The organism is Lewinella sp. IMCC34191 (genome assembly GCF_003390935.1).
GTDB lineage: Bacteria > Bacteroidota > Bacteroidia > Chitinophagales > Saprospiraceae > Neolewinella.
Genome location: NZ_QNQZ01000003.1, coordinates 175,087 through 197,962, shown reverse-complemented (window position 1 = coordinate 197,962; position 22,876 = coordinate 175,087). Strand labels below are relative to the sequence as shown.

19 protein-coding genes are annotated in these 22,876 nt (G+C 58.8%); 15 read left to right on the top strand and 4 right to left on the bottom strand.

Features of this window, described 5'->3' with window-relative positions:
• The first annotated feature begins 2 nt into the window (after positions 1-2).
• The 8 genes from DRW39_RS08075 to DRW39_RS08040 all read left to right on the top strand — a co-directional run bounded on the left by DRW39_RS08075 (position 3) and on the right by DRW39_RS08040 (position 11,023).
• Positions 3-1,244 (top strand): hypothetical protein, encoded by a 1,242-nt coding sequence (locus tag DRW39_RS08075; RefSeq protein WP_116106517.1) that lies wholly within the window; start codon positions 3-5, stop codon positions 1,242-1,244.
• 6 nt (positions 1,245-1,250) lie between these two features.
• Positions 1,251-2,558 carry a M23 family metallopeptidase gene (locus tag DRW39_RS08070; RefSeq protein WP_157975998.1) on the top strand — a complete coding sequence of 436 codons (1,308 nt, stop codon included), beginning with the start codon at positions 1,251-1,253 and terminating at the stop codon, positions 2,556-2,558.
• 120 nt (positions 2,559-2,678) lie between these two features.
• Positions 2,679-3,908 carry a HesA/MoeB/ThiF family protein gene (locus DRW39_RS08065; protein ID WP_116106515.1) on the top strand — a complete coding sequence of 410 codons (1,230 nt, stop codon included), beginning with the start codon at positions 2,679-2,681 and terminating at the stop codon, positions 3,906-3,908.
• Positions 3,909-3,917: 9 nt separating this feature from the next.
• Positions 3,918-4,205 (top strand): EsaB/YukD family protein, encoded by a 288-nt coding sequence (locus DRW39_RS08060; protein WP_116106514.1) that lies wholly within the window; start codon positions 3,918-3,920, stop codon positions 4,203-4,205.
• A gap of 11 nt (positions 4,206-4,216) precedes the next feature.
• Positions 4,217-4,963, top strand: a complete 747-nt coding sequence (locus DRW39_RS08055; protein WP_116106513.1) for a ubiquitin-conjugating enzyme E2 — start codon at positions 4,217-4,219, stop codon at positions 4,961-4,963.
• Positions 4,960-6,621 carry a hypothetical protein gene (locus tag DRW39_RS08050; protein ID WP_157975997.1) on the top strand — a complete coding sequence of 554 codons (1,662 nt, stop codon included), beginning with the start codon at positions 4,960-4,962 and terminating at the stop codon, positions 6,619-6,621. The genes DRW39_RS08055 and DRW39_RS08050 overlap by 4 nt, the downstream gene beginning before the upstream one ends.
• Positions 6,618-8,750, top strand: coding sequence for a hypothetical protein (locus DRW39_RS08045; protein WP_116106511.1), 2,133 nt, complete (start codon positions 6,618-6,620; stop codon positions 8,748-8,750). Before DRW39_RS08050 ends, DRW39_RS08045 begins: the two co-directional genes overlap by 4 nt.
• Positions 8,747-11,023, top strand: a complete 2,277-nt coding sequence (locus tag DRW39_RS08040) for an FHA domain-containing protein (RefSeq protein ID WP_116106510.1) — start codon at positions 8,747-8,749, stop codon at positions 11,021-11,023. The genes DRW39_RS08045 and DRW39_RS08040 overlap by 4 nt, the downstream gene beginning before the upstream one ends.
• A 463-nt stretch (positions 11,024-11,486) precedes the next feature.
• On the opposite strand, the gene DRW39_RS08035 is transcribed toward DRW39_RS08040, so the two are convergent.
• Positions 11,487-12,362, bottom strand: a complete 876-nt coding sequence (locus DRW39_RS08035) for a hypothetical protein (RefSeq protein ID WP_116106509.1) — start codon at positions 12,360-12,362, stop codon at positions 11,487-11,489.
• A 36-nt stretch (positions 12,363-12,398) separates the two neighbouring features.
• A complete protein-coding gene (locus DRW39_RS22210) occupies positions 12,399-12,539 on the bottom strand; it encodes a hypothetical protein (protein ID WP_157975996.1) in 141 nt (46 codons plus the stop codon).
• 113 nt (positions 12,540-12,652) lie between these two features.
• Between DRW39_RS22210 and uvrB the strand changes: the two genes are divergently transcribed.
• The 7 genes from uvrB to DRW39_RS08000 all read left to right on the top strand — a co-directional run bounded on the left by uvrB (position 12,653) and on the right by DRW39_RS08000 (position 20,912).
• A complete protein-coding gene (uvrB, locus tag DRW39_RS08030) occupies positions 12,653-14,698 on the top strand; it encodes an excinuclease ABC subunit UvrB (RefSeq protein WP_116106508.1) in 2,046 nt (681 codons plus the stop codon).
• 113 nt (positions 14,699-14,811) lie between these two features.
• Positions 14,812-15,657: an EboA domain-containing protein gene (locus DRW39_RS08025; RefSeq protein ID WP_116106507.1), complete on the top strand. Its 846-nt coding sequence runs from the start codon at positions 14,812-14,814 to the stop codon at positions 15,655-15,657.
• An 87-nt stretch (positions 15,658-15,744) separates the two neighbouring features.
• Entirely contained in the window at positions 15,745-16,647 is a 903-nt protein-coding gene (locus tag DRW39_RS08020) for a TatD family hydrolase (RefSeq protein WP_116106506.1), read from the top strand.
• 4 nt (positions 16,648-16,651) lie between these two features.
• Positions 16,652-17,533 (top strand): UbiA-like protein EboC, encoded by an 882-nt coding sequence (gene eboC, locus DRW39_RS08015; RefSeq protein ID WP_116106505.1) that lies wholly within the window; start codon positions 16,652-16,654, stop codon positions 17,531-17,533.
• Positions 17,534-17,563: 30 nt separating this feature from the next.
• A complete protein-coding gene (eboE, locus tag DRW39_RS08010; RefSeq protein ID WP_116106504.1) occupies positions 17,564-18,718 on the top strand; it encodes a metabolite traffic protein EboE in 1,155 nt (384 codons plus the stop codon).
• A gap of 3 nt (positions 18,719-18,721) precedes the next feature.
• Entirely contained in the window at positions 18,722-20,089 is a 1,368-nt protein-coding gene (locus DRW39_RS08005; RefSeq protein ID WP_116106503.1) for an alkaline phosphatase family protein, read from the top strand.
• 61 nt (positions 20,090-20,150) lie between these two features.
• Entirely contained in the window at positions 20,151-20,912 is a 762-nt protein-coding gene (locus DRW39_RS08000) for a DUF4440 domain-containing protein (protein ID WP_116106502.1), read from the top strand.
• 32 nt (positions 20,913-20,944) lie between these two features.
• Here DRW39_RS08000 and DRW39_RS07995 read toward each other — a convergent pair whose 3' ends face one another.
• Together DRW39_RS07995 and DRW39_RS07990 are read right to left on the bottom strand one after the other, a co-directional pair.
• Positions 20,945-21,805, bottom strand: coding sequence for an endonuclease/exonuclease/phosphatase family protein (locus tag DRW39_RS07995; RefSeq protein WP_116106501.1), 861 nt, complete (start codon positions 21,803-21,805; stop codon positions 20,945-20,947).
• 33 nt (positions 21,806-21,838) lie between these two features.
• Positions 21,839-22,873 carry a rhodanese-related sulfurtransferase gene (locus DRW39_RS07990; RefSeq protein WP_116106500.1) on the bottom strand — a complete coding sequence of 345 codons (1,035 nt, stop codon included), beginning with the start codon at positions 22,871-22,873 and terminating at the stop codon, positions 21,839-21,841.
• Positions 22,874-22,876 lie beyond the last annotated feature (3 nt).

Below are 22,876 nucleotides of genomic sequence, written 5' to 3'. Positions count from 1 at the left end.
CTATGAAGACGCGAGAATACTGGCCGGTCAATTGGGTGGACGGCATGAAGATCAACAAATCCCACTTTCAACAACAGGAGGCTAACCTGAACGAGCAGATCGCCCTGACCCAGTCGGCGACGCTTAAGGATTACCGATACGGTTTGCTGCCGTCATCGGCGAATTACGGCGGTCTGGACCTGGTCGTCACCCCGGAACGGGTAGAAGTGCGTCGCTGCCAGGCTATCACCCGCGCTGGATACCTGCTCGTTGTCGGACCCGAAAACAACGCCGAACTCCAGCGGCGGATGTCGGACCTCATGTACGGCCGCGATTTCTCCGAGGCGGATACCTGGCACGTAGTACTTCGTATCCAACCCGGCGAACGGACCGGTATCGGTAGCCCGAACCCGGAGGAGATACCGCTGCGCCAACCCTTCGCCTGTACGAAGGTGCACCTGGAGATCGTGCCCGCCATCGATCTGGCGCGGGCCGATAGTATGACCCACGGCCTGCCACTGGCGCGGATCATCAAGACCTATCAGGGCATCGAACGCGACCGTGAGTTTATCCCCCCGGTCGTCCGTGTTGACGTCAGCGAACAGCTGCTGCATCACCACCACCAGTGGAAGGAGCAACTTTTGGCCACGGAGGGGGACCACTTCGAGATCATTCGCAAGATCAAGGATAAGCACCGCAACAATCAGGGCAACCAGTTGTCCGCCGATCTGCTCAGTTTGTCACACGCCTGCATCCGCTACATCAACGAGCATTTCGACGCCTACCGGTTGCTATTGCCCCAGGGGGAGCCCATCCTGCTGTTCAACTGGTTCATGGCGCTGGCACGGACGATCAGGAACGAGGTGCGCCTGGCCGGTAACCAGGAAAACATGCTGAACTACCTGGCCCACTTTATCGACGGAGTAGCGGCCACCGATTTGATGCGCTTCTGCAACGACCTGTGCGACTGCGATTACCACCACTCCGATATCCATCACCTGGTCACCCAGGTCAATAATTTTATGGGATTTGTTTCCCGGCTTTTCTCCCAGATCCGGCAGCTCGATTATCACGAGATTGCCACCCCCACCATAATCAACAACCGCAGCTACGGCCGAATGGATACGGGGCACCCGGCGCAACCTATCCGTCCCACGGTTCGGCCGGCCGGCAGTTCCCTACGGATCACGACCCGCAACGCTACGCGCGATTCATCACAGGATAACCACGGCGGAGATACGGATGGTGGTTGGGGATTAAAATAGCATCCCGTGAGCAGCCGTCGCAAGATCAGCATCAACGGCCCCGACGCCGCGCCGCTACGGACTAGGTCCGGTAGGCGTTTGACGGTCCTCGTCCTTCTGGCCGTTGGGATAAGCGTCGCCGTATGGTTGTTGGTGCGCGCGGCGAGCCATGAGGAGCAACAACCGGAGGTCGAAAGCAAAGCGGAGCAGGGCGGCGGAGCGCAGGTAAAAAGTCCGTCCCGGGCCGCAACGTCCGACGGGGTCATCCGGCAGGACGTAACACTGTCGGATCTGCTCGCCAAGTTTCGTGTAGAAACGGAGGTTACCACCGCTATACTGGCTCATCCTGCCGTTCCCCCCGATCTCATGGTTCGTTCCGGCACCCTTTACCGGGTGGAGTACGGCAGTGAGCCGGCCAGCCCGGCCCGCGTACTGACCTTCGAGCGGGACGATACCACCTTGCTCAGTCTGCGCTTCCAGCCCTACGCGCACGTGACGGCTATACCACGCGAAGTGACCGTGCATGAGGTACGGTACGCCGGGATCATCACGGAAGACTTCTGGGTATCTATCCTGGAGAGCGATCGGCTCCATCACACCCTGTTGCCGGTCGTTGAGGAAGCACTCAAGTGGACCGTAGATCTTTTCCACCTGCGCCCCGGCGACCGGTACAAACTGATCTATGATGAGGAACGCCGTGACGGAAGGCCGATTGGCGTCAAGGCGCTGAAAGCGGTGGAGATTGAAACCCCGGGACAAGCTTACCGGGTGTTTGGGGTCGGCTCGGTGGATGCACCGGCGTACGTCGACTACTACGGCAGCAGCCTGCGCCGTCAATTTCTCCGTGCTCCCGTGAAGTTCGGTATCGTTTCCTCGCGCTTCAACCCCCAACGCCGGCACCCCGTGACCGGAGAGATCAGACCCCACGGCGGTACGGACTTCGCCGCGCCCGAAGGGTCTCCCATCATCGCCCTGGCTGCCGGCCGGGTCACGCGGCGGGCGGAGGATCCCTTCAACGGGAAATACATCGAAGTCTCCCACGACGGGCGCTTCAGCACCATGTACTTGCACATGAACAGTTTCGGACCCGACACGGAGATCGGCTCGCGGGTGGAACAGGGAAGCGTCATCGGATTTGTGGGGTCCACGGGGCTGTCGACCGGCCCCCACGTCTGTCTGCGCTTCCGGGATCGGGGGGTGGAAAAGGATTTCTTACAGTACCGCGACGAAGGTGTGACTGCTCCCGGTGCGGGAGTAAGCGGCCACTTTGTCGAACGACGGGATTCGCTGCTCGATATCCTGGATAGCCTGGACTACCAGGAGATAAATTTTTAGCGCCTGAGGTAACAAATCATCTGCGACGGTATAAAGGAGTATCCACCTCGCCAAAGGAAATAAGGTTCGCGGACCTGATTGCGCTATAAACGGTGGGCTACTTGCCAGAACAACACAATAATGTCACCAGGGAAAGAACAATGGGATGAAGTTTACCGACTCCTGTCTTGGTGGGACGCCGACAAGGTGGCCGCTGCCCGGGTATTGGTGGTAGGCGCGGGAGCCCTGGGAAACGAAGTGCTCAAGAACCTGGCTCTGCTCAACGTAGGCCACATTTATATCGTCGACTTTGACGCCATCGAATATGGCAATCTCAGTCGGTCGGTCTTGTTTCGGCCCGGCGATGTCGGCCGTATAAAGGCGGAAGTCGCCGCCGAGCGCGTGCGGGAAATCAACCCGAACTGCGAGGTCGGGTGGTTTGACGGAGACATCATCTACGACCTCGGCCTGGGCTTTTTGCACACCATGGACGTCTTTATCGGCTGTCTCGACAACCGCGTGGCTCGTCTCCACCTCAATCGCTATGCCTACCGGCTGAATAAAACCTGGATCAACGGCGGGATTCTGAATCTGGCCGGATCGCTGGACGTTTTTCAGCCCGGCGTATCCTGCTACGAATGCGGTCTGCGGCCCCAGGAGTGGCAGATCATCCGGTACCGGCTGGGATGCAACGACGTGGCCAAACGGAATGCCAACCAGGGTCGGTTACCGACGACGCCTATTTCCTCCTCGATTATCGGGGCGATGCAGGTGCAGGAGGCTTTCAAGGTCATCTACGGCAACCATACTCAGTTGCTGAGCCGGCAGCGCTACTTCTACGACGGTCAGAGCAACGAAAGTAAATTCTACCCCGCCAAACCGCTGAAGGCGAACTGCCTCAGCCACTCCACCTGGGAGAACATCATGGAAGCCGATGAGCTTTCCGCGCAGCTGTCGGTCAGCGAACTCCTGGCCGGGTTGCGCCGCCTGTTGGGTGTCGAAAGACCCCGGGTTCACCTGGAGTACGACATCGTGCTGGAACTTTACAGCGAGGATAGCCGGATAGCGACTCCGGTATTGCTACCTCGCTTCCGGATTGACGAACAGACGTACCGTAACCATCAATTCTCAGCCGGGGAAACGGTGCGTATACCACCCGAAATGACGGTTAGTACCCTGGACGAAAGCTTTCCCCGGCCCGATGCCAGTCTGCTGGAAGTGGGCATCCCGCCCTGGCAGATCCTGCAGGTGGAGGCAAATGACGATATGTATTTCGTATCGCTGGGCGGCGACCGCGGAACCTATTTCGCAACGAAAACGGCTGCGTCGGTGGAGGATCAAGACACCGGCGTACCCATCCAAAATCTATAATACCCAATTATGTCAGACTTCCTCAACATTGTCGTACGCGTGATGCCCGGTGGCGAACAGCTCGATGTCGAACTACCGCGCTTTTCAACCGGTCAGGAGATACTGGAAGGATTGCTGAGCGAGAATGTCGCTCCCCGACAGACACAACAGGGCGAACCGCTTTTCTACGAGCTAATCTCGAAGACGGGTAACGTGCGCATCGAAGACCACAAAACCCTCCACGACCTCGGAATACACGATGGCGAAACCATTCTCCTGGTTCCCGACCTGGTGGCCGGTAGCCGTACTGACCGCTAAACCCGAAAGCCATGCCGCGCCCCACTTACGACTTCGACCATCCCATTTTCAAGACCAAACGGAATTGGCTGCTTTATGCCAAGGAACATATGGACCTGTGGGACCTACAGGAGAACAGTGACGTCATCGAATGGGAAGTACAATCCACCGTTGGCTCGCTCGAGATCCCGACGGTGTATCACGTTACCTACCACCTGCGTACCATCACCGGGATCGATGATGATGCCCAGCCTATATACGGAGACCGGCACGTGATGGAACTCACCATTCCTACCCGGTATCCCCTGGTGCCGGCCTCCATATTCATGCGTACCGATGTCTGGCATCCCAACATCCAGTCGGTCGGCCGATTCAAAGGGAAGATCTGTGGCAACGTGAATAGCTACGGCATCGACTATAGCCTCCGCCAGTTGGTGTTGCGGGTGGGGGAGATCCTGCAGTACAAAAACTATCTGGCGGATTTCGTGCCGCCCTACCCGGAAGATCCCAAAGTGGCGGAGTGGGTGAAGGCCTACGGCGAACCGCGGAACATTGTAAATCGCAAGGAGGGCATTTTTACGGATGACCAGCTCCTGATCCGCCCGATCGTGCGTACGGCAGAAGCGCCCGCCGCTGCAACTACGTCGTCCGAAGAAGAGCAGGAAAAGGAAGAAAAACCCGTCCACCAGATTCGGATTGGAAAGCGTAGCCAGGTACCCGATCCCCCCCGTCGCACCATTCGCATCGGTGGCAGCCATGCTAAGCAGGATAAGTCATGAGCGGCTACGGGAGCCTTTCGGGGCGGACACGATTACTGTGGACGGTCTTGCTGGTCACCCTGCTTACCATCTCCGGAGGCGGAGTTATAACGGCCCAACAATTTGCCATCGTGAAAAACGCGCGGGTCGACGTCATGGACGGCAATTCGCGCAGGGGGGAGCTGATCTACGATGTCTACGTACTGGACGCGGACCGCATCGAAGACAATACCTACGACTTTCGGGGTGTCGAGCGGGCGCGTATCCGTATCGATCTTCACATGGAGGCCAGAAACGATAAATGGGACGAGCGTATGCGGGTGGGCATCAGCTCGCGGGCATTCGCACAGCATCAGCCCGTTTTCTGGAAAGCGGTAGGCCCCCGCGATGTTGTACTGGATGGCGATAGCCCCGTACATCGCCTGACCTTTGAAGCGACGCGGGAGGGCACCTCGAATTACTTCCTCCCCTTTACTTTTTTAGATACGCAGGAGGAGAACTGGCATGTATCGTCGGACTGGTACCTGTCCACCACGACGAAGAATCGCATCGCGGTTCCCCGCATTACGGTCCGCGGACTGGGCAGCAAACCGGAATTTGACTGGAATGCTATTACCGCTAATACCGGTAGCCTGATCGCGTTCGTAAATAACCCGGATGCCGACCCTGACCTGGTGGCCAGGGGGGAACGATTGCTCACGGAACGGGTTAGCAACGACGTCAAGAAACTCATTTATGGCGACCGGGGAACAGCCGGGGTGGAAGAGTTCGTGGCCCTATACCAAAATCACGTAGGTAAGGGCATCATGGCAATTGACGACAACGTGGCCATGAGCAAACGACATCTGGCCACCCTGGTCGTCAAGCCGGATCCGAAACCGAAGCCGGACTCACCCCCGGGGTCGACAGCCAACCTCTCTCCGGGTATCCGGGAAATAAGTCTGGCGCTCCAGCACCGTGATACCGCGGAAGCCCGTCGGGTCATCGAGCAGTACGGAGAGCTGCACCCCGAGCGGATTTTGCCGCTTCGTGACAGCCTCGTATGCTGGACCCCCGCCGCTTACCGGGTGCTGGACCGTTACGGCGACAGGGAACGGATCCAATTGGTCAATTTTCTGGCACCGGCGTATTACGACGTGTTTTCGGGTCGGTTGGCGATTGAAGACTCGTCTCTGTACAATCGGCACCTCCTGGACATCGCGGTTTTGCGCAGCGAACCGATGGTGCTCGAAGTGGTGGACAAGCGGTGCCCACAGAAATCGGTGACCATACCTCTCGACAATTTGATGAGCGCGGAGATGAACAGCGACACCCTGAATGGGGTATACCGAATTCGTTTTCGGGGGGGTAAAAAGCCGTACGGACTTCAGTTGGTCGCCACCGATGGTTCCGATCGGTCCTGGTCGCGTAAGAGCATCCGTGAGGACGAGATCGTTCTGACCCGCGACAGTCTACAGGCAGCCGGTCTCACGGGTTCGTGGCGGGCAGAGGCCTTCAGTACCGGTTCGGATAGCCCCGTCGCGGTTTCCGGTCGCACGATCGTCATCCCGGATAAGCCCACCCCGGCCTGGGTCCTCCCGGTGCTGACGGTATTGGCTCTCGGCGGCATAGCCCTCCTGCTCCTCTACATCATCCGGCGGGGCGGTAGCCGGCAACGAACCATATTCGATGAGGCATGAGTTGCATGAATCACATACCGGTTTTCCGCTGGCCGCTGCTCTGTTGCCTGAGCCTCCTTTTCCTCGGCGTGCCCTCCCTGTTGGCACAGCGGACCGATCGATTTGACTACCGCGTCCAGCCTACTGAGGAGGCGGCCTTCTACACCGTCCACTTCGATACCCGGTTTCGCTATCCGGAAGCGCCCCCGCCCAAAGCTGCGGCATCCGCTGATGTGCCGGGAAAGACCCAGGTAAGCGTTTGGCTGAGTAATTACCAGGTAAGCGGTCCTGACTCCACCGTGGCCGACATGGTGAGCGTGCGGGTAAATCTTCCGGAAACCATACCGGGCGAAACGATCTTCCTCAGTAGCCTGATGCGGGAGGGGGGCACGCCCAATTTCCCGGTCCCGATCGGCGAGCGGATAGCGGAAACCGGTAGCGTGACCATCTCTTACGCCGGACAGGAAGTGACCCGGACGATCGTAAGCTTCGCGCATACGGTCGAACCTCCCGCGCCGGCGGCACCAGTGGTGCGGGAGGGGAGGGATAGCGTGTCTCCTGCTTCTCCTGCCGTCGTGGAAACCGAAGCCGTACACAAGGAACAACCCTACCAGGTAGACTACCGGCGCTTATCTCCCGAAGCATTCATCGAGAAATGGCCCGATCAGCGGGCGCTTGTCCACGACGCACTGGGTCGTATTCCTTTACGGGCCCAGGTTGAAGAGATCGCCACCAACGTATACGAACTGCGTCTCCCGTACGTACGCGCGGCAAAAATTGACTCCGTTACGGGTGGTCACCGATACAGCGTACTTACTGACGATATGGATCCGCCGTACGGTCACCGATTCGTAGTGGAAGTATCCGACACCGGACTCTTCCGCCTGCATCTATCCGATAGTACCAAGCACCGGGGTACCACCATCGTAACACTCGACAATCTGCTTGGGGGCACATTCGCGCAGTCAGCAGACTCGGCGACCTTCACCTTTCACGGGGGGCGGCCCCCCTACATGCTGCTGTTCCTGCGAAACGGAGCCCCCATTACGGATTACGAACTCGGGAGCGATACCGTCTGGCACACCGATCTGGCCTCCCTCCGGACGTTAATCGGCACGGCCGGCTCCTACGGCATGCAGTTAACGGACAGCCAGCGCTCGGTGACCTGGAATTTCGGGGGAGCCCGCTTGCAACTCGATCGACCGAAGCGCCCGCTGAAGGATTACCGCGTTGCCCTGGTAGTAGTTGCCGCACTCTTACTGGCGGGTATTTATTACGCCTTCAGAAAGCGCGGACAAAGGAAGCGGGGCCGCCTGATTCGCGAAAAGCTGCAAACTGAAGAATCAGCACCGAACCCGGTAACTACGGGCCACGCCCGCAATCCCGCAATCGTATCGACCGTCAACGGTGCCCGCTTACGGGAAAACCGTCGTCCCGCTACGGTGCCGGTAGGATTTCGGGTGACAAAGCGCGATGTCCGTGATCGATTCAATGGACGCTTTAACCCGGATGAGCACCCGGCACAGTTTCTGTCCCTCGATCTGGCCGAGTTGTGGTCTGCGTCCAGGGTATCCGAAGTCTTATTTGGCCGGGTGGCGATCGGAGCTCTCGACGGCTTTTTGCGCAAAGGGAATATTGACAAAATCGTAGCCGCGGGCCAAAACGAAGCGGGTGAACGGTGGGAGCGTAACGAAGATATTCCGGAGATCGGCGGTATGCTGATGGGACAGTACCAACTCGAGGCCAACGGTCAAAGCTACCGGGTTTCGGTTGAGCAATTTATCCCCCTCGCCGCCCGGGTACAGAATCTGGTCAAAATGGAGATCGATCCCATGAGTCTGGCCCGTGATCTGAGTCAGGCCCAGGACGATTACCCTCACCTGACCGTTGTGGGCTGGTTTCATACACATCCCGGTCACGGTCTATTTCTCTCTCAACCGGACCTTAAAGTACAGTACAATCATTTTCGGAAGCCCTACCATTTCGCCATGGAGATCGACAGTTTGACGGATCAGCTCGATACGGCCTTTTTCACCTATATGCCCAGTGAGCGCATGAATAACCGCGATACCCGGCGGAACGATCGCGGCTGGTTCTCCTGGGCGGATATCGAAAAATTCAGTCGACACCAGACTAATACCCTACCATGAAACCTCTCGCTGCGCTATTCAGGCTGCTATTCCCCCTGTTTATACCGTGTTTTCTGTCGGCACAGGGAACACCCTGCGATCCGCAAATTCAGCTGGTCTCCGCCAATGCGGATCGGCAGAGCGGATTCGTAGCCTTGCAGGTATTGGCAAGGGGGCCGGACTGCGGGCCGATCAAGCAGCTTGAGGCCGGTGACCTGCGCATAAACGAGCGCATCGGTGATCAGATCCCGCAGGACATCAGCATCGTGCAGGTTATCGATTCCGTTGTCTACGATACCTTAAACATGAATCAGGATAGTGTCGAGGTCCTCTTTCTAGTGGACGCCAGCGAGAAGGCCCAGCTTCCGGCCTCATTGGATATGATCCGGACCTTCCTGGAGCGACACAATAAGGCGCGGGGAACCTATTCGATCCAGCTGTTCTCCGATAAGCTTCAACCGCCGATTCCGATTGATCCGGCCCGGCCAATGGACGCATTGCGACCGATTAGGGTCAGGTCCGGACAACCCCACCTCTACGGCGCGCTGCTCTCCGTCCTGCAGCAGCGTCAAAACGCTGAGAATAAACAACTCATCTTCCTCTTCTCCGGGGGTGAAAGTATCGCTCCCGACTACGGCGGCCGTCCGCGCCTGCCACCCACCCAGGACCACGTTTACCGCGCAGCGGAAGCCCTGGGCAATAAGCTGTACCTCTTTACCATATCGAACATCGGCGAGAGCGAACTGGAGGCCGAAACGGACGGGGCACCGGGTGCTTTTTTGCGTCAACTTCCTCTGAAGACGCCGGTGGGCGATGACGGCCACGCGCGTGGAAGCTTGCCGGACGGAGTGGAACAAATCTTTGGCAGTGGTCGGCGGTTGGCGATATCCCACGTGGTGATGGTGAAGCCGCAAGATCTGGTATTCAGCGGCCGAACGAGGGCGTACGGGCTCGTTGATGCCCACCGTGTCGATGCCGATACCAGCTACGCCACCTTCAGTATGGGCAGTTTTAATGATCCGGTGCGGATCGGTGAGCTCCGCCAGGCGGTCTCCTGGTTCGGCCCTACCCTCTTCGGTCTCCTGGGGGTCGGGGGCCTCCTGGCTATCTTCTATTTCGTAGTCCCACAGATTCGAAGACGTCAGTTCCGCCACGCTCACGTCGTACCCTACGTCAGTCAGCCGGGACGGCATGTGCTCGATCCCATGACGCGCGAACCCATTCGAACGGGAGAACCCGTAGTAAACATCTGTTCGATGGTTGTTCCCCTGCAGACCTGGAAAGATTGCGGCGACCAGTGTCCGCACTACCCGGGCTGCACCAATAACAACATTCAATGCTCGGGAGCCGGGCGGGGACAGAGCCTCAACTTTTTTGCACTACACGGGGTCAACCGCCGGCTAAACTGGATATGGTTCGGCGCGCTGGGGGGATTTGCCGGTTGGGTACTTTATGCACTTATAGCCGGCGCGGGACGAAACTGGTTGGCCGCTGCCGCCGAAGGATTATCCGCCTATCAAAATGCCGAAACCTTGCTGCGGGAGGCGGTAATCGGAGCCTGTTTTGGGCTGGGCATGACACTCATGCTGGCGATTATGGAAGAGCGTTCGCAGTCCCGACGTATATCCGTACGGCGCATCCTCCTCCGCACGCTTCTCGGCGGCTTGGCTGCCACCGTCGCGTTCGGCGGCGGATTTTTGTTGCTTGAATCAGACGTCGTGGGGAGCCCGATCGTTTCAGCGGCCATCTCCTGGACCATTTTCGGGGTGGCGCTCGGCTTCGTACTCACGCTCCGTTCGACCATCGAGCGCAGACGCGGACTGCTGGGGGGCTTGGTCTCCGGGGTCATCGGCTTTTTAGTGTACTGGCTGTCGCAGGAATTCCTGGGTACGGACCTGATCCCGAAAGTCATCAGTTTGCTGATTTCGGGAGCCTTGCTGGGGCTGGTTCTGGATACCGTCGTCAAACTGGCGGAAAACTACGAGATCGAATACGTGAGTCCTGCAAACTACCACCGGAAGGTGCCGCTGAGTAAGTGGCTAAAGAGTAGCTGGGATATTATGATCGGTACGCAACCCGGTAGTCAGGTCTACATCAAATGGCCGGACGAGAATGTACTACCCGAACACGCTCGGATCAAACTCGAAGGAGGGCGGGTCTATCTATACCCGCAGGGGGAAACCCTGGTCAACGGCCAGATCATTCACGGCCAGAAGCGGGTGCAACTGCAGTCTGGCGATACCTTGCAGTTAGGCCGGCGCAGTACGACGCAAATGCGATTCTGGGAAAAGTAAGGTGATCGTGCAACCGCAATGCCAAGCCTTGGGAAATAGGCGCTGCATTTCGGCTCCATCCGCGTTCCACTTTTAAGGCTGCGGCAATATGCGCGATGTGGCAATCCCGGGTATTGTAGAGGGATAGCGAATTCGTCGTGATCGCACTGCCTCACCCCGTTCCGCCGTCACCTTCTCCCACGCCGGTGGCCTTCCGGGCGTACCCATCAAGTATGCGGATCGGGAGAAAAAGTATATTACCGTACCTCCATCCGGGCCCGGAGGGTGTCGGCGAATACCTATGTTATTGGCAACGTGATTTGGCGGTTCCCGTTATCCCATCCAGGGAGTCCGCCAGAGCAATTTGTTTGTAATTACAAATTGTTGGGTGGGGAAGCTAGTTTGTTGGCCGGTGTCTTCTATTTAGATTCGGGCGTAACCTGACGGAAGAACCATCCGATCCTTCCGGTGATGACCGGACTGTCTAGTCGATGATCTCCAGGGCCGACTCGATTACACCTACCTGCGTGAGGATCTCCGCTTCTATCTCCGCGACCTTGCGCTTGCCGACGACCCCGGTCGGTAGCTGACGGGATATCGCCTCGATCCTGACGGTCGCTCCCTTGATCGCTGTTTTCTCCGCCTGAAAACTGACGGGCGGGGGTACCTCTCCCGTCTGCGCCAGCTGGCTGTTCAGCAAATTGATCCGCTCGTCTTTGATCTCCAGTTTGCGTTTCGCCTGATCCAGTTCCGCTTGCAGGTCCTCCAGCTCGTCGTCCAACACTTCTTCCTGTTCGGCAATCGATTCGGACATCCGTTTTTGGTCGTCGTTCATGGCCTGGTAGGTGCGCCGTTGATCATTGAAGTACTGACCGCACAGTTCGATCAGACTGCTATAGAGGTGAGTGATGGGCATAATGGATGACTCTTCGATGATGTCCCGTCCGGCAATGCTTCCCTGTAGCTCATTCATAGCGCGGGAGTAACTCGTGAGATCCTCCCGCACCTGTTTGGTCCAGGCGGATAGGGGATCCTGACCGAAGGTGTAGTCCGAACTACCCTGGGCAACAATCTGACTGAACTCTTCCTTGCGTGCATCGCGGGCATCCACGAGCAATCGGGTAAGGGAGTCAACGTCTTGCACGAAGCGGGCCTGTTCCGATAATTGCGCTTCCGCCCGCTCGGCGCGCTCCTGCATTTGTTGGACTTCCGCCCGGTTAATGCCGGCGTCCGCATTTGCTGCCCGCCCGGCTAGATAACCGATCAAGGCAGCGAGTAGCAGGGGTAGGGTAGCGGCAAGTAAAAAATCACGTAGGGGAGTAGCCCGCTTCTCTTCACGGCGGGAAATTTTGACAGACATGATGCGGCGGTTTCCCGTTTATACCCCGAGCCGCGTTTAAGTTACCGCACGAATGAAGGATTTGAGGGCGGACTTGATTCCCCCCTCATCCTGCCAACCGAAAAGCAGGATCAGCAGCATGGCCAGCGCCACTAAAACGATGTAAGCGATGTATTTTCGGTGCCGGGTACGAATCATACATGAATATAGTGCCCAGGGCGATCGGTCGCAAGTACCCGAAACCGAATTCCCCTCCAACAATTTGTTTGCACCGCCGGTTATCCACCAGTAAGCGAGATATCCCCCCGTCCATGGCCTTTAAGATTACATCCAAATTCGATCCCACCGGTGATCAGCCCCAGGCGATCGAGAAGCTTGTCCACGGTGTACGGGAAGGCGACCGGGGGCAGGTACTGCTAGGGGTGACCGGATCGGGAAAGACCTTTACGATGGCCAACACCATCGCGCAGTTGAACCGGCCGACCCTTGTCCTGACGCACAACAAAACCCTGACCGCCCAGCTGTACGGCGAGTTCAAGGAGTTCTTCCCCGAAAATGCCGTGGAGTACTTCGTGAGTTACTACGATTACTACCAGCCGGAAGCTTACATCTCCACCTCGGATACCTACATCGAGAAGGACCTCGCCATCAACGAGGAGGTGGATAAACTACGCCTGCGGGCAACCAGTAACCTGCTTAGCGGTCGCCGCGACATCATCATCGTGGCCTCGGTTTCCGTAATCTACGGTATGGGTAATCCGGAGGATTACAAGTCCGGTATCATTCGCCTGGAGGTGGGCCAGACCAAGAGCCGCAACGGCTTTCTCTACGACCTGGTCGATAGTCTCTACAGCCGCACGGAAACGGATTTCCGCCGGGCCACCTTCCGGGTGCGTGGCGATACCGTCGACATCAACCTGCCCTACGTCGACTTCGGCTACCGGGTCGTTTTTTTCGGTGACGAGATCGAAACCATCGAGCGGATCGAGATCGAAAGCGGGAAGCGCATCGAAACGATGCGCAACGCCGCCATCTTTCCGGCCAACCTCTACGTGGCCCCGAAGGAGCGGATCAACGGCATCATCCGCAACATCGAGGACGAACTCTACGAGCAGGAGCGCTACTTCGAGCGGGAGGGTAGGCTGCTGGAAGCTAAACGCATCCACGAACGGACCAGTTTCGACCTGGAAATGATGAAGGAACTGGGCTACTGCAACGGCGTCGAGAACTACAGCCGCTTTTTCGACGGTCGTCGCCCGGGGACGCGACCCTTCTGCCTCTTGGATTACTTCCCCGACGACTACCTGATGATCATCGACGAGAGTCATGTCACCGTACCCCAGGTACGCGGCATGTTTGGTGGTGACCGGGCACGCAAGCTTTCCCTCGTCAACTTCGGTTTTCGGCTTCCCTCCGCCATGGACAACCGCCCGCTGAATTTTACCGAATTCGAGAGCCTCATCAATCAGGTGGTCTACGTCTCCGCCACGCCCGGTGACTACGAGCTGGAGCAAACCGGCGGCGAGATCGTCGAGCAGCTGATTCGGCCTACCGGCCTGCTCGATCCGCCCATTGAGATCCGCCCGAGTATGAACCAGATCGATGACCTGATCGAGGAGATCGACGAGCGTCGCAAGGTGAACGAACGGGTACTGGTCACTACCCTGACCAAGCGCATGAGCGAGGAACTGACGAGCTACTTCGCCAACATGAACATCCGCGTCCGTTACATCCACTCGGAGGTGGATACCATGGAGCGGGTGGAAATCCTCCGCGATCTACGGCTCGGGGAGTTCGACGTACTGGTCGGCGTCAACCTGCTGCGGGAGGGCCTGGACCTTCCGGAGGTTTCCCTCGTAGCCATCCTGGACGCCGACAAAGAAGGCTTCCTTCGCAACGAGCGCAGCCTGACCCAGACCGCCGGCCGCGCGGCCCGGAACAGTAACGGACTGGTCATCTTCTACGCCGATACGATGACCGACTCGATGCGCCGCACCATCGACGAGACGAACCGCCGCCGCGCCATCCAAATAGCCTACAACGAGGAACACGGCATTACCCCGGAAACCCTCGCCAAAACCCGTGAGGAGATCATCAACCGCAGTACGATTCTCGACATCCGCGGCCGTAAGGCTCGTAATGCTTACGTCGAGGAAACCCGCCCCAGCTCGGCCGCCGATCCGGTATTACAGCATATGACCAAGGACCAGCTCGAACTGGCCATCGCCGAAGCGGAACGCAAAATGAAGAAGGCCGCCAAGGAGCTCGACTTCATGAGCGCGGCCCAGTACCGGGATGAAGTCTTTGCCCTGAAGGCGAAGTTGAAGATGGGAAATATGGTGCTCAAGGAGAATTAGCGCTCCTTCAGCCGCCGCATAAAAGGAGAAGATCGATATCCGCCTTTTGCACGCGGGGTCAGCAAACCCTGCCATAGGATGAGCGTTCCCAGGCTGAACTCTCCTGAAAGATCATGAATACGACGCTCCACCACATCCTCCACCGGCATTTATCATCCGATGCCCGAGATTGGCTGGAAGCGCAAGTGGATACCATCACCGATGACTTTCAGCCGCGAAAATTTTACCTGGCTTTCGGCGCTTGTGCCCGGCATCTCGGAAACCAAGTACTGAACTTCAGCGAAACGGATTACAGCAGCCTGGTCGCGGTCTATCCCAATTTCGTCGCGACCGACTGGACCGCCGACGAACTCGGGCGGATCCTGCTCATGACCGCGCTGCCCACGGATCGAAACCGGGAAGTGCTGGACGAGCTTTTTGCAGCTACCGACTACCGGGAAGCCATGGCACTCTACCGGGGTTTGTACTTCCTGGAGAATGCCTCGGAGTTTACCGGTCGCGCGCGCGAAGGGCTACGCACGAATATGGTCGGGGTATTCGACGCGATTGCGCTGGATAATCCCTATCCGGCCCGCTACCTTTCCCAGGATGCCTGGAATCAGATGGTGCTCAAAGCCATGTTTATGCAGCGCCCCATGTACCGAATTTACCGCATCGAAGACCGCAAGAATCCGAAGTTGGCCGACATCTTCATGGACTACGCTGAAGAGCGTTGGTCGGCACACCGGCCGGTCAGCCCCGAACTCTGGCGTTTCGTCGCCGGCCACGTAAGCGACCGGTCCTTCCCCGGACTGCGCAAGACGATCCGCAACGGGTCCGCAATGGAGCGGGCCGCCGCGGCGAAGGCCATCCTCGAGAGTGATTTCGTCCACGCCCGGGACTGGCTCGGCGAACAAGCCATCGACACGGATGACCTCCCCGGTTGGAACGAAATTGGACGCGCAAGCGAAGGGGCATGAAACTACGTTACGCTCCCACCCGTTGACACGGAAGACACCCATTTCCCGTTCACCTTTTAATCTCCTTCCTCACCAGCAACCGCCTGCATGCAATTCATCGACCCCCACGTTCACATGGTTTCCCGTACGACGGACGATTACGAAGCCATGAGCGCCGCCGGTATCGTCGCCCTCATCGAACCCGCCTTCTGGCTCGGACAACCCCGGACCGCCGTGGGTTCCTTCCGCGATTATTTCAGCACGCTGGTGGGCTGGGAACGCTTTCGCTCCTCCCAATTTGGCATTCGCCACTATTGCACCATCGGCCTGAACAGCAAGGAAGCGAACAACGAACCGCTGGCGGAAGCCGTGATGGATCTTCTTCCCTTATTTGCTACGAAGGAGGGCGTGGTCGCCATCGGTGAAATCGGCTACGACGACCAGACGGAAGCAGAGGATAAGTACTTCCGGCAGCAGATCGAGCTGGCCAAGGAGCTGGACCTGCCCATCCTCATCCACACTCCCCACCGAGATAAGAAAAATGGTACCTATCGCAGCATGGACGTGCTGGAGGAGCACGGCTGCGACCCCACCAAGGTCATCATCGACCACTGCAACGAGGAGACCGCCCAGGAAGTCCTCGATCGCGGTTACTGGACCGCCTTTACCATCTACCCCGGCACCAAGATGGGGAACGAACGCATGGTGGACCTCATGAAGCACTACGGCCCGGAACGCATCATCGTCGACAGCTCCGCCGACTGGGGGATCAGCGATCCGCTCTCCGTTCCCAAGACCGCCGCCCTCATGCTCGAGCGCGGCATTTCGGAAGCCGACGTACGGAAGGTCACCTACGGTAATGCCCTAACCGCCTATTCCCAGAGCGGCCAGATGCGTGAGGAGCACTGGCTCGACGCTCCCGAGATCGATCGCAGCCAGCTCTTTAGCGGCAACAGCGTCCTGCGCAACGGACGCAAAACCGAGCGTGCCGATAACATCATCGAAAACTAGCCAGATGACCGGTTCCCTGCGTCCTTACCTGACCCTCATGCGTCCGGCCAACTTGGTAACGGCCGTAGCCGATATACTAGCCGGTGCCAGCGTGGCGGCCGCGGTGAGTGGGGGTTGGGATAGCCAACTAGGCTGGCTCTGCCTGGCCACCGTCGGCCTGTATGGGGGTGGAGTGGTCTTCAACGATATTTTTGACGCCGATCTCGATCGTATAGAGCGCCCCGAACGGGCGATTCCGAGCGGTCAGGTGACCCTGGCCTCCGCCCTCCTGCTTGGAGGCTTGCTGCTAATCGGTGGAGTGGTAGCTTCCGCGGTAGTGGGCAGTAGCTCCGCCGCGATCGCCATAGGCATCGCTGCACTGGCCCTGCTCTACGATGCAAAGGCGAAACACCACGCCGTTTTCGGACCACTGGTTATGGGGATGTGCCGGGGCGGCAATTTGCTGCTCGGTATAAGTCTGAGTTCGCGGGCCCTCGGCCAGTACTGGTGGCTGGGCCTTTTGCCGGTCCTCTTCATCGCGGCCATCACCCTGACCAGCCGGGGCGAGGTCGGCGGCAACAACCAGCGCTCGATCGGCCTGGCGATGTGGCTCGACGGGATCGTTGCGGCCGCCATTCTGCTGCTGCCGTGGTATACCGTCGCCGAGCCGCTGCCCGCCTATCCCTTCTTTCTGTTGTGGTACGGCATGAACTTCCTGGCCAAGCGGGATGCCATTCGCGACAACCGACCGCGCCTCATCAAGAAGGCCGTCAAGACCGGGGTGATTTCCCTGATCCCGTTGAATGCCTGCCTGGCCGCTAGCTTCATGGGTTTACCCGCGGGTCTGGCCGTACTTGCCCTGCTGCCGGTTTCTTTCGGACTGGCGCGTTACTTTGCCGTTACCTGATTAGCTTTTTACCTGCGCCCCGCCGCCCGCATGAAGATTTCCCCCCACCATCACCTTACGTATTGCACGAATATCCACCCCGGCGAAAGTTGGGAAGCGGTACGCGATAGCCTGGAGTACGTGCTGGTCGTCAAGCAGCAACTCTGTCCCGACGAGCCCTTCGGGATCGGGCTGCGACTATCCGCCACGGCCGCCGCGCAACTGGCTGAACCGAAGCGACTGAAGAGCTTTAAAATGTGGCTCGACGTCCACGACTGCTACGTTTTTACCATGAACGGCTTCCCCTACGGCGGCTTCCACAAGGAGCGCGTGAAGGATAAGGTCTACGCCCCCGACTGGAGCACCCGCGAGCGTGTCACGTACACGAAGCAGCTGTTCGATATTCTCGTCGAACTCCTCCCCGAAGGCCTCGATGGCGGCGTCTCCACCTCGCCGCTTTCCTATAAGCCCTGGTTGGGCGGCGGAGCGCAGGTAGAAGCCGTGCCCAAAATGCGGGAGCATATTGTGGAGACGATTCATTACCTGGCCGATCTCCGCCGGCGCACCGGGAAGGACCTGCACCTTGATCTCGAGCCGGAGCCCGATGGCCTGATCGAAAATACGCAGGAGTTCCTGGATTTCTACCGCAGTATTGCCGTCGGCGAAATGGAAGCGGACGTGCGCCGGCACTTCGCCATCTGCTACGATGTATGCCACTTCGCGGTGGCCTACGAATCGTCGGAGCAGTCTTTGTCCGCCCTACTCGAAGAAGGCGTCCGCATCGGCCGCCTGCAGATCAGCGCCGCTTTGAAGGCCAACTTGACCGCCAACCGCGGTGAAGTCCGTCACAACCTGGAGCCCTACGACGAGCCGGTCTACCTACACCAGGCGGCCCTGCGGCGTTCGGACGGATCGATCGATCGCTTCCCCGACCTGGCCCCCGCCCTGGAGGTGCTCGACGACCCGGCGTACGAAGAGTTACGGACGCACTTTCACGTGCCGATCTACGCGGATAGTTACGGCCTGCTTCACTCCACCAACGATGCCATCCGGGAGGCGTTACGCTACTGGAAAGCAAGCCTCTACACCCCGCACCTGGAGGTGGAAACCTATACCTGGGACGTCCTGCCCGATCACCAGCGGCTGAACCTGACCGACTCCATCGTCCGGGAGCTCGAATGGGTCCGCCGCGAAATAGCCGACTAACCTATGCGCCCCACCGCCATCATCAACATCGTAGGCCTGACGAGCAACCTCATCGGAGCAGATACGCCCTTTCTGGCGCGCTGGTCTGCGAACCGGAAAATAAGTCACGTCGAGCCCGCGCTGCCCGCCGTCACCACCACCGCCCAGACCAGTTACCTGACCGGTAAGTACCCCCGCGACCACGGCATCGTCGCCAACGGCTGGCTGTTCCGCGACGAGATGGAACTCAAGCTCTGGCGGCAGTCCAACCACCTGGTGCAGGCGCCGAAGATCTGGGAGGTCGCCCGCGAGCGCGACCCGAGCTTCACCATCGCCAATATTTGCTGGTGGTACGCCATGAACGGCTCGGTCGACTATACCGTCACCCCGCGCCCGCAGTACCTCGCCGACGGCCGCAAAATGCCCGATTGCTACACCTTCCCGATGCAGCTGCGGCACCGGCTCACCGATGAATTGGGAACCTTTCCGCTGTTCTCCTTCTGGGGCCCGCGGACGAATATCGTCAGTAGCCAGTGGATCGCCGACGCCGCCCGGCTGGTGCATCAATGGCATCACCCGACCATGAATTTGGTCTACCTGCCCCACCTCGATTACAATATGCAGCGCCACGGGACGGAGCACCCCTCCGTGCGGCAGGACCTGCGCGAGATCGACGGCGTAGTGGAGGGGCTGATCAATTACTACGAGGCGAACGGGGTGGAGGTGTCGATCGTCTCGGAGTACGGCATCACCAACGTCGACCGGCCGGTCCACATCAACCGCATCCTGCGAGAGGCCGGGCTGATCAGCTACCGGGAGGAGCGCGGCACCGAGCTGCTGGACGTCGGTACCTGCCGGGCGGTTGCCCTGGCCGACCACCAGATCGCCCACGTCTACATCAAGGATCCGGCGGACATTCCGCTGGTCCAGGATTTGCTAAAGGACGTACCCGGTATCGAGCACCTCCTGGATGAGCAGGGCAAGAAGGAGTGGAAGATCGATCACCCCCGCGCCGGCGAGCTCGTGGCCGTAGCCGACGACCGCAGTTGGTTCACCTACTACTACTGGCTGGACGACGATCGGGCTCCCGACTACGCCCGTACCGTCGACATCCATAGCAAACCCGGTTTCGACCCGGTAGAGATGTTTCTGGACCCGGATAAGCCGCTGATGATTCCGCGGATCGGCCTTAAGGTCGCCGGTAAAAAGCTGGGTTTCCGCACGCTGATGAACGTGGTGCCCCTGCGGGCTGAATTGATCGGCGGCTCCCACGGCCGTCTGGGGAATGCCGACGGCGACCTCCCGGTTTTCATTCATCGCCAGGAGGCTCCGGATAAGCTCAACGCTCCGGAGGTATTCAATTGGTTATTGACCACGGCCTTTCCGGCCTGATGCAGCAGGGTGGTGCAACCCCGGGCCGGACCTCACGTCCTTTAGAAAACCGACGTGGCATATGTTGCACCCTTACCTCGTTTTCACCCTCCTATTTGTACTCGCGTTCTCTCCGGCTCTAGACGCGCAATCCGAAATGGAGGCCACCATCATAAGATTGGATAGCCTCTTCTGGCAGGCTTACAACGACTGCGATACCGAGACGATGGCCTCGATGCTCGATCCCGATCTGGAATTCTACCACGATAAGGGCGGGTTGACGATGGGCCGCGAAGCCCTGATCGCTTCCATGCGAAACGGGCTCTGCGCAACCGGCGTGAACACCCTGGAGCGTCGCGCCGTGCAGGGCAGTGTAGCGGTTTTTCCGATCCGGGATTACGGTGCTTATGAGCAGGGCACGCATACTTTTCACCTGAAGAAAGACGGTGCCTTCACCGGCGAGGTAGAACAGGCTTACTTCAGCCACCTGTGGCAAGCTAAGCCCGAAGGCTACGTCATGACGCGGGTGTTCAGTTACGACCACCACATGATCAACGCGGAGGCGGCAAGCGCTGTGGCACTGGATGCGGATCAGCTTCATTTGTATACTGGAACCTACCTCATGCCGGATGAAGGCGTCATTACCGTCACCCTGGAGGAGGGGAGACTACAACTTAGTAATAATGGAAAAACCTTCGTCCTGACTCCGGTTTCGGAACGAGAATTTGTCACCCCCGATCGTCCGCTGTCCTTCGTGTTTTCGTCCGCCTCCGGTCGGGGCCCCTTTATTCTGAGCGTCACTGACCGGGGCCAGGTAGTCGCTGAAGCCCGGCAGTCCGAGTAGTTAGCTTGCTCTCCCAACCGACCGTTTGATGACTAGGGCAAAATCACCTTCGCCACTACCGGAAAGTGATCCGAAGGGAAGCGCCGATCGATGGCATCCGTAAGCACGGCGTAGCGCTGCACCTGGACCCCTTCCGACACCATAATGTAGTCGATCCGCCGCTCGGCCGGGGCGTCGTAATCGAAGCCGGTAAAGGTGCCGACCGGTCCCAGGCGAACGGGAGATGCTTCGTAGGTATCCTCCAGGTAATCCGTCAAAATACCGATGGCTTCAGTCTCCGGGGTAAGATTCAGGTCGCCCGTGACGATGACCGGCAGGTTCCCGGTGTTCATGCGGCTAATGGAACTGACCAGCAGACGGGCACTCTCCAGGCGGGCTTCTTCTCCCCGGTGGTCGAAGTGGGTATTGAAGGCCATGAACGACTCGCGCGTGTCCAGGCGACGGAAGCGCGCCCAGGTGACGATCCGCGGCAGGGCGGCATCCCAGCCGGTCGAAACCTCGCCCGGGGTGGGAGAGAGCCAGAACGTCCCGCTGTCTTCGACCCGCAATTTGCGATCGTTGTAGAAAAGGGCCGAGTATTCTCCCTTGTCACCTCCCTCGCGTCCGATACCTACGTAATCGTAGTCGCTAAGCTGGCGGTCCATATAGCGAAGCTGATTCGATAGAGCTTCCTGGGTGCCCAGTATATCGGGCTGGTGAAACAGGACCTGATTGACGAGCATATCCCGGCGGTTTTCCCACCGATCGCCTCCGTCGTCGCCCGAGTCGTAGCGGATATTGTAGGTCATCACGGTTAGCGGGTTCTCGTCCGCCGTGCTACGGAAAGGAGTACAGGTAGAGCAGGCCGCCGCCAGGATCAGGAGGGCGCAGCACTTCAGAACGATACTTTTCATACTTCCTTAATGCCCGAGTGGGGCCGGGGTTCGCTATTTGGCTCGTGGCGGCATGGCCTTCCCGAACCGTTGTCCATTGAACACCATCGAAGGGCGCTTCTTCTGCCGTTCGTCTTCGGGCAGCCGGTTGAAGTCGCGGCATTCGACTGAGCAGCAGTCTTCGTGTTCCGCGGCGCAATCCATACACTGGATGAAGAGGATATGACAGGCCTTGTTGGCGCAGTCCAGCTGCCGGTCGGTCGGTTGTCCGCACTGGTGGCAGTGACTGACCACGTCTTCCGTAATGCGCTCGCCGAGCCGCTCGTCGAACACGAAGTTCTTACCGATATACTTCTTTTCCAATCCCTCCCGTTCGCACTGTCGGGCGTATTCGATGATGCCGCCGTCCACCATGCTTACCCGTTCGAAGCCGCGGTGCAGGTAATAGGCGCTGGCCTTTTCGCAACGGATGCCGCCGGTGCAGTACATCACGATTTCGCGGTCCTTCTTATCGGCCAGCATATCCTCGACTACGGGCAAAATATCGCGGAAGTTGGTCACTTCCGGCCGGATAGCACCCTCAAAGTAGCCGACCTCGCTTTCGTAGTAATTGCGCATATCGACGACCAGGGTGTCCTCTTTTTCCAGCAATTCGTTCACCTCCCGGGCACTCAGGTGGCGCCCGCGTTTGGTAACGTCAAAGGTATCGTCGTCCAGCCCGTCGGCGACGATCTTGGGACGGACCTTGATGATCAGCTTCAGGAACGAACGAGCTTCGGCTTCGATCGCGATATTTAGCCGGGTGCCCTCCAGGAAGGGAACGCTGTACAGCGCCTCGCGGAAGGCATCCAAATTGGACGAGGGCACGGATAGCTGCCCGTTGATCCCCTCCGAAGCGATGTAAATCCTCCCCAGTACCCCTAATGGCGACCAGCGTTCGTAGCATTCGTCGCGGAATGCCTGGGGGTCGGTAATCCGGGCGTAGCGGTAAAACGACAGGGTCGTGCGGGGTTCGGTTTCGGCGTCCAGCCGGGCCTGTAAGTCCTCGCGGGACAGCAGGTTACGCAGTTCGTGCTTCTTCCTTTCCATAGC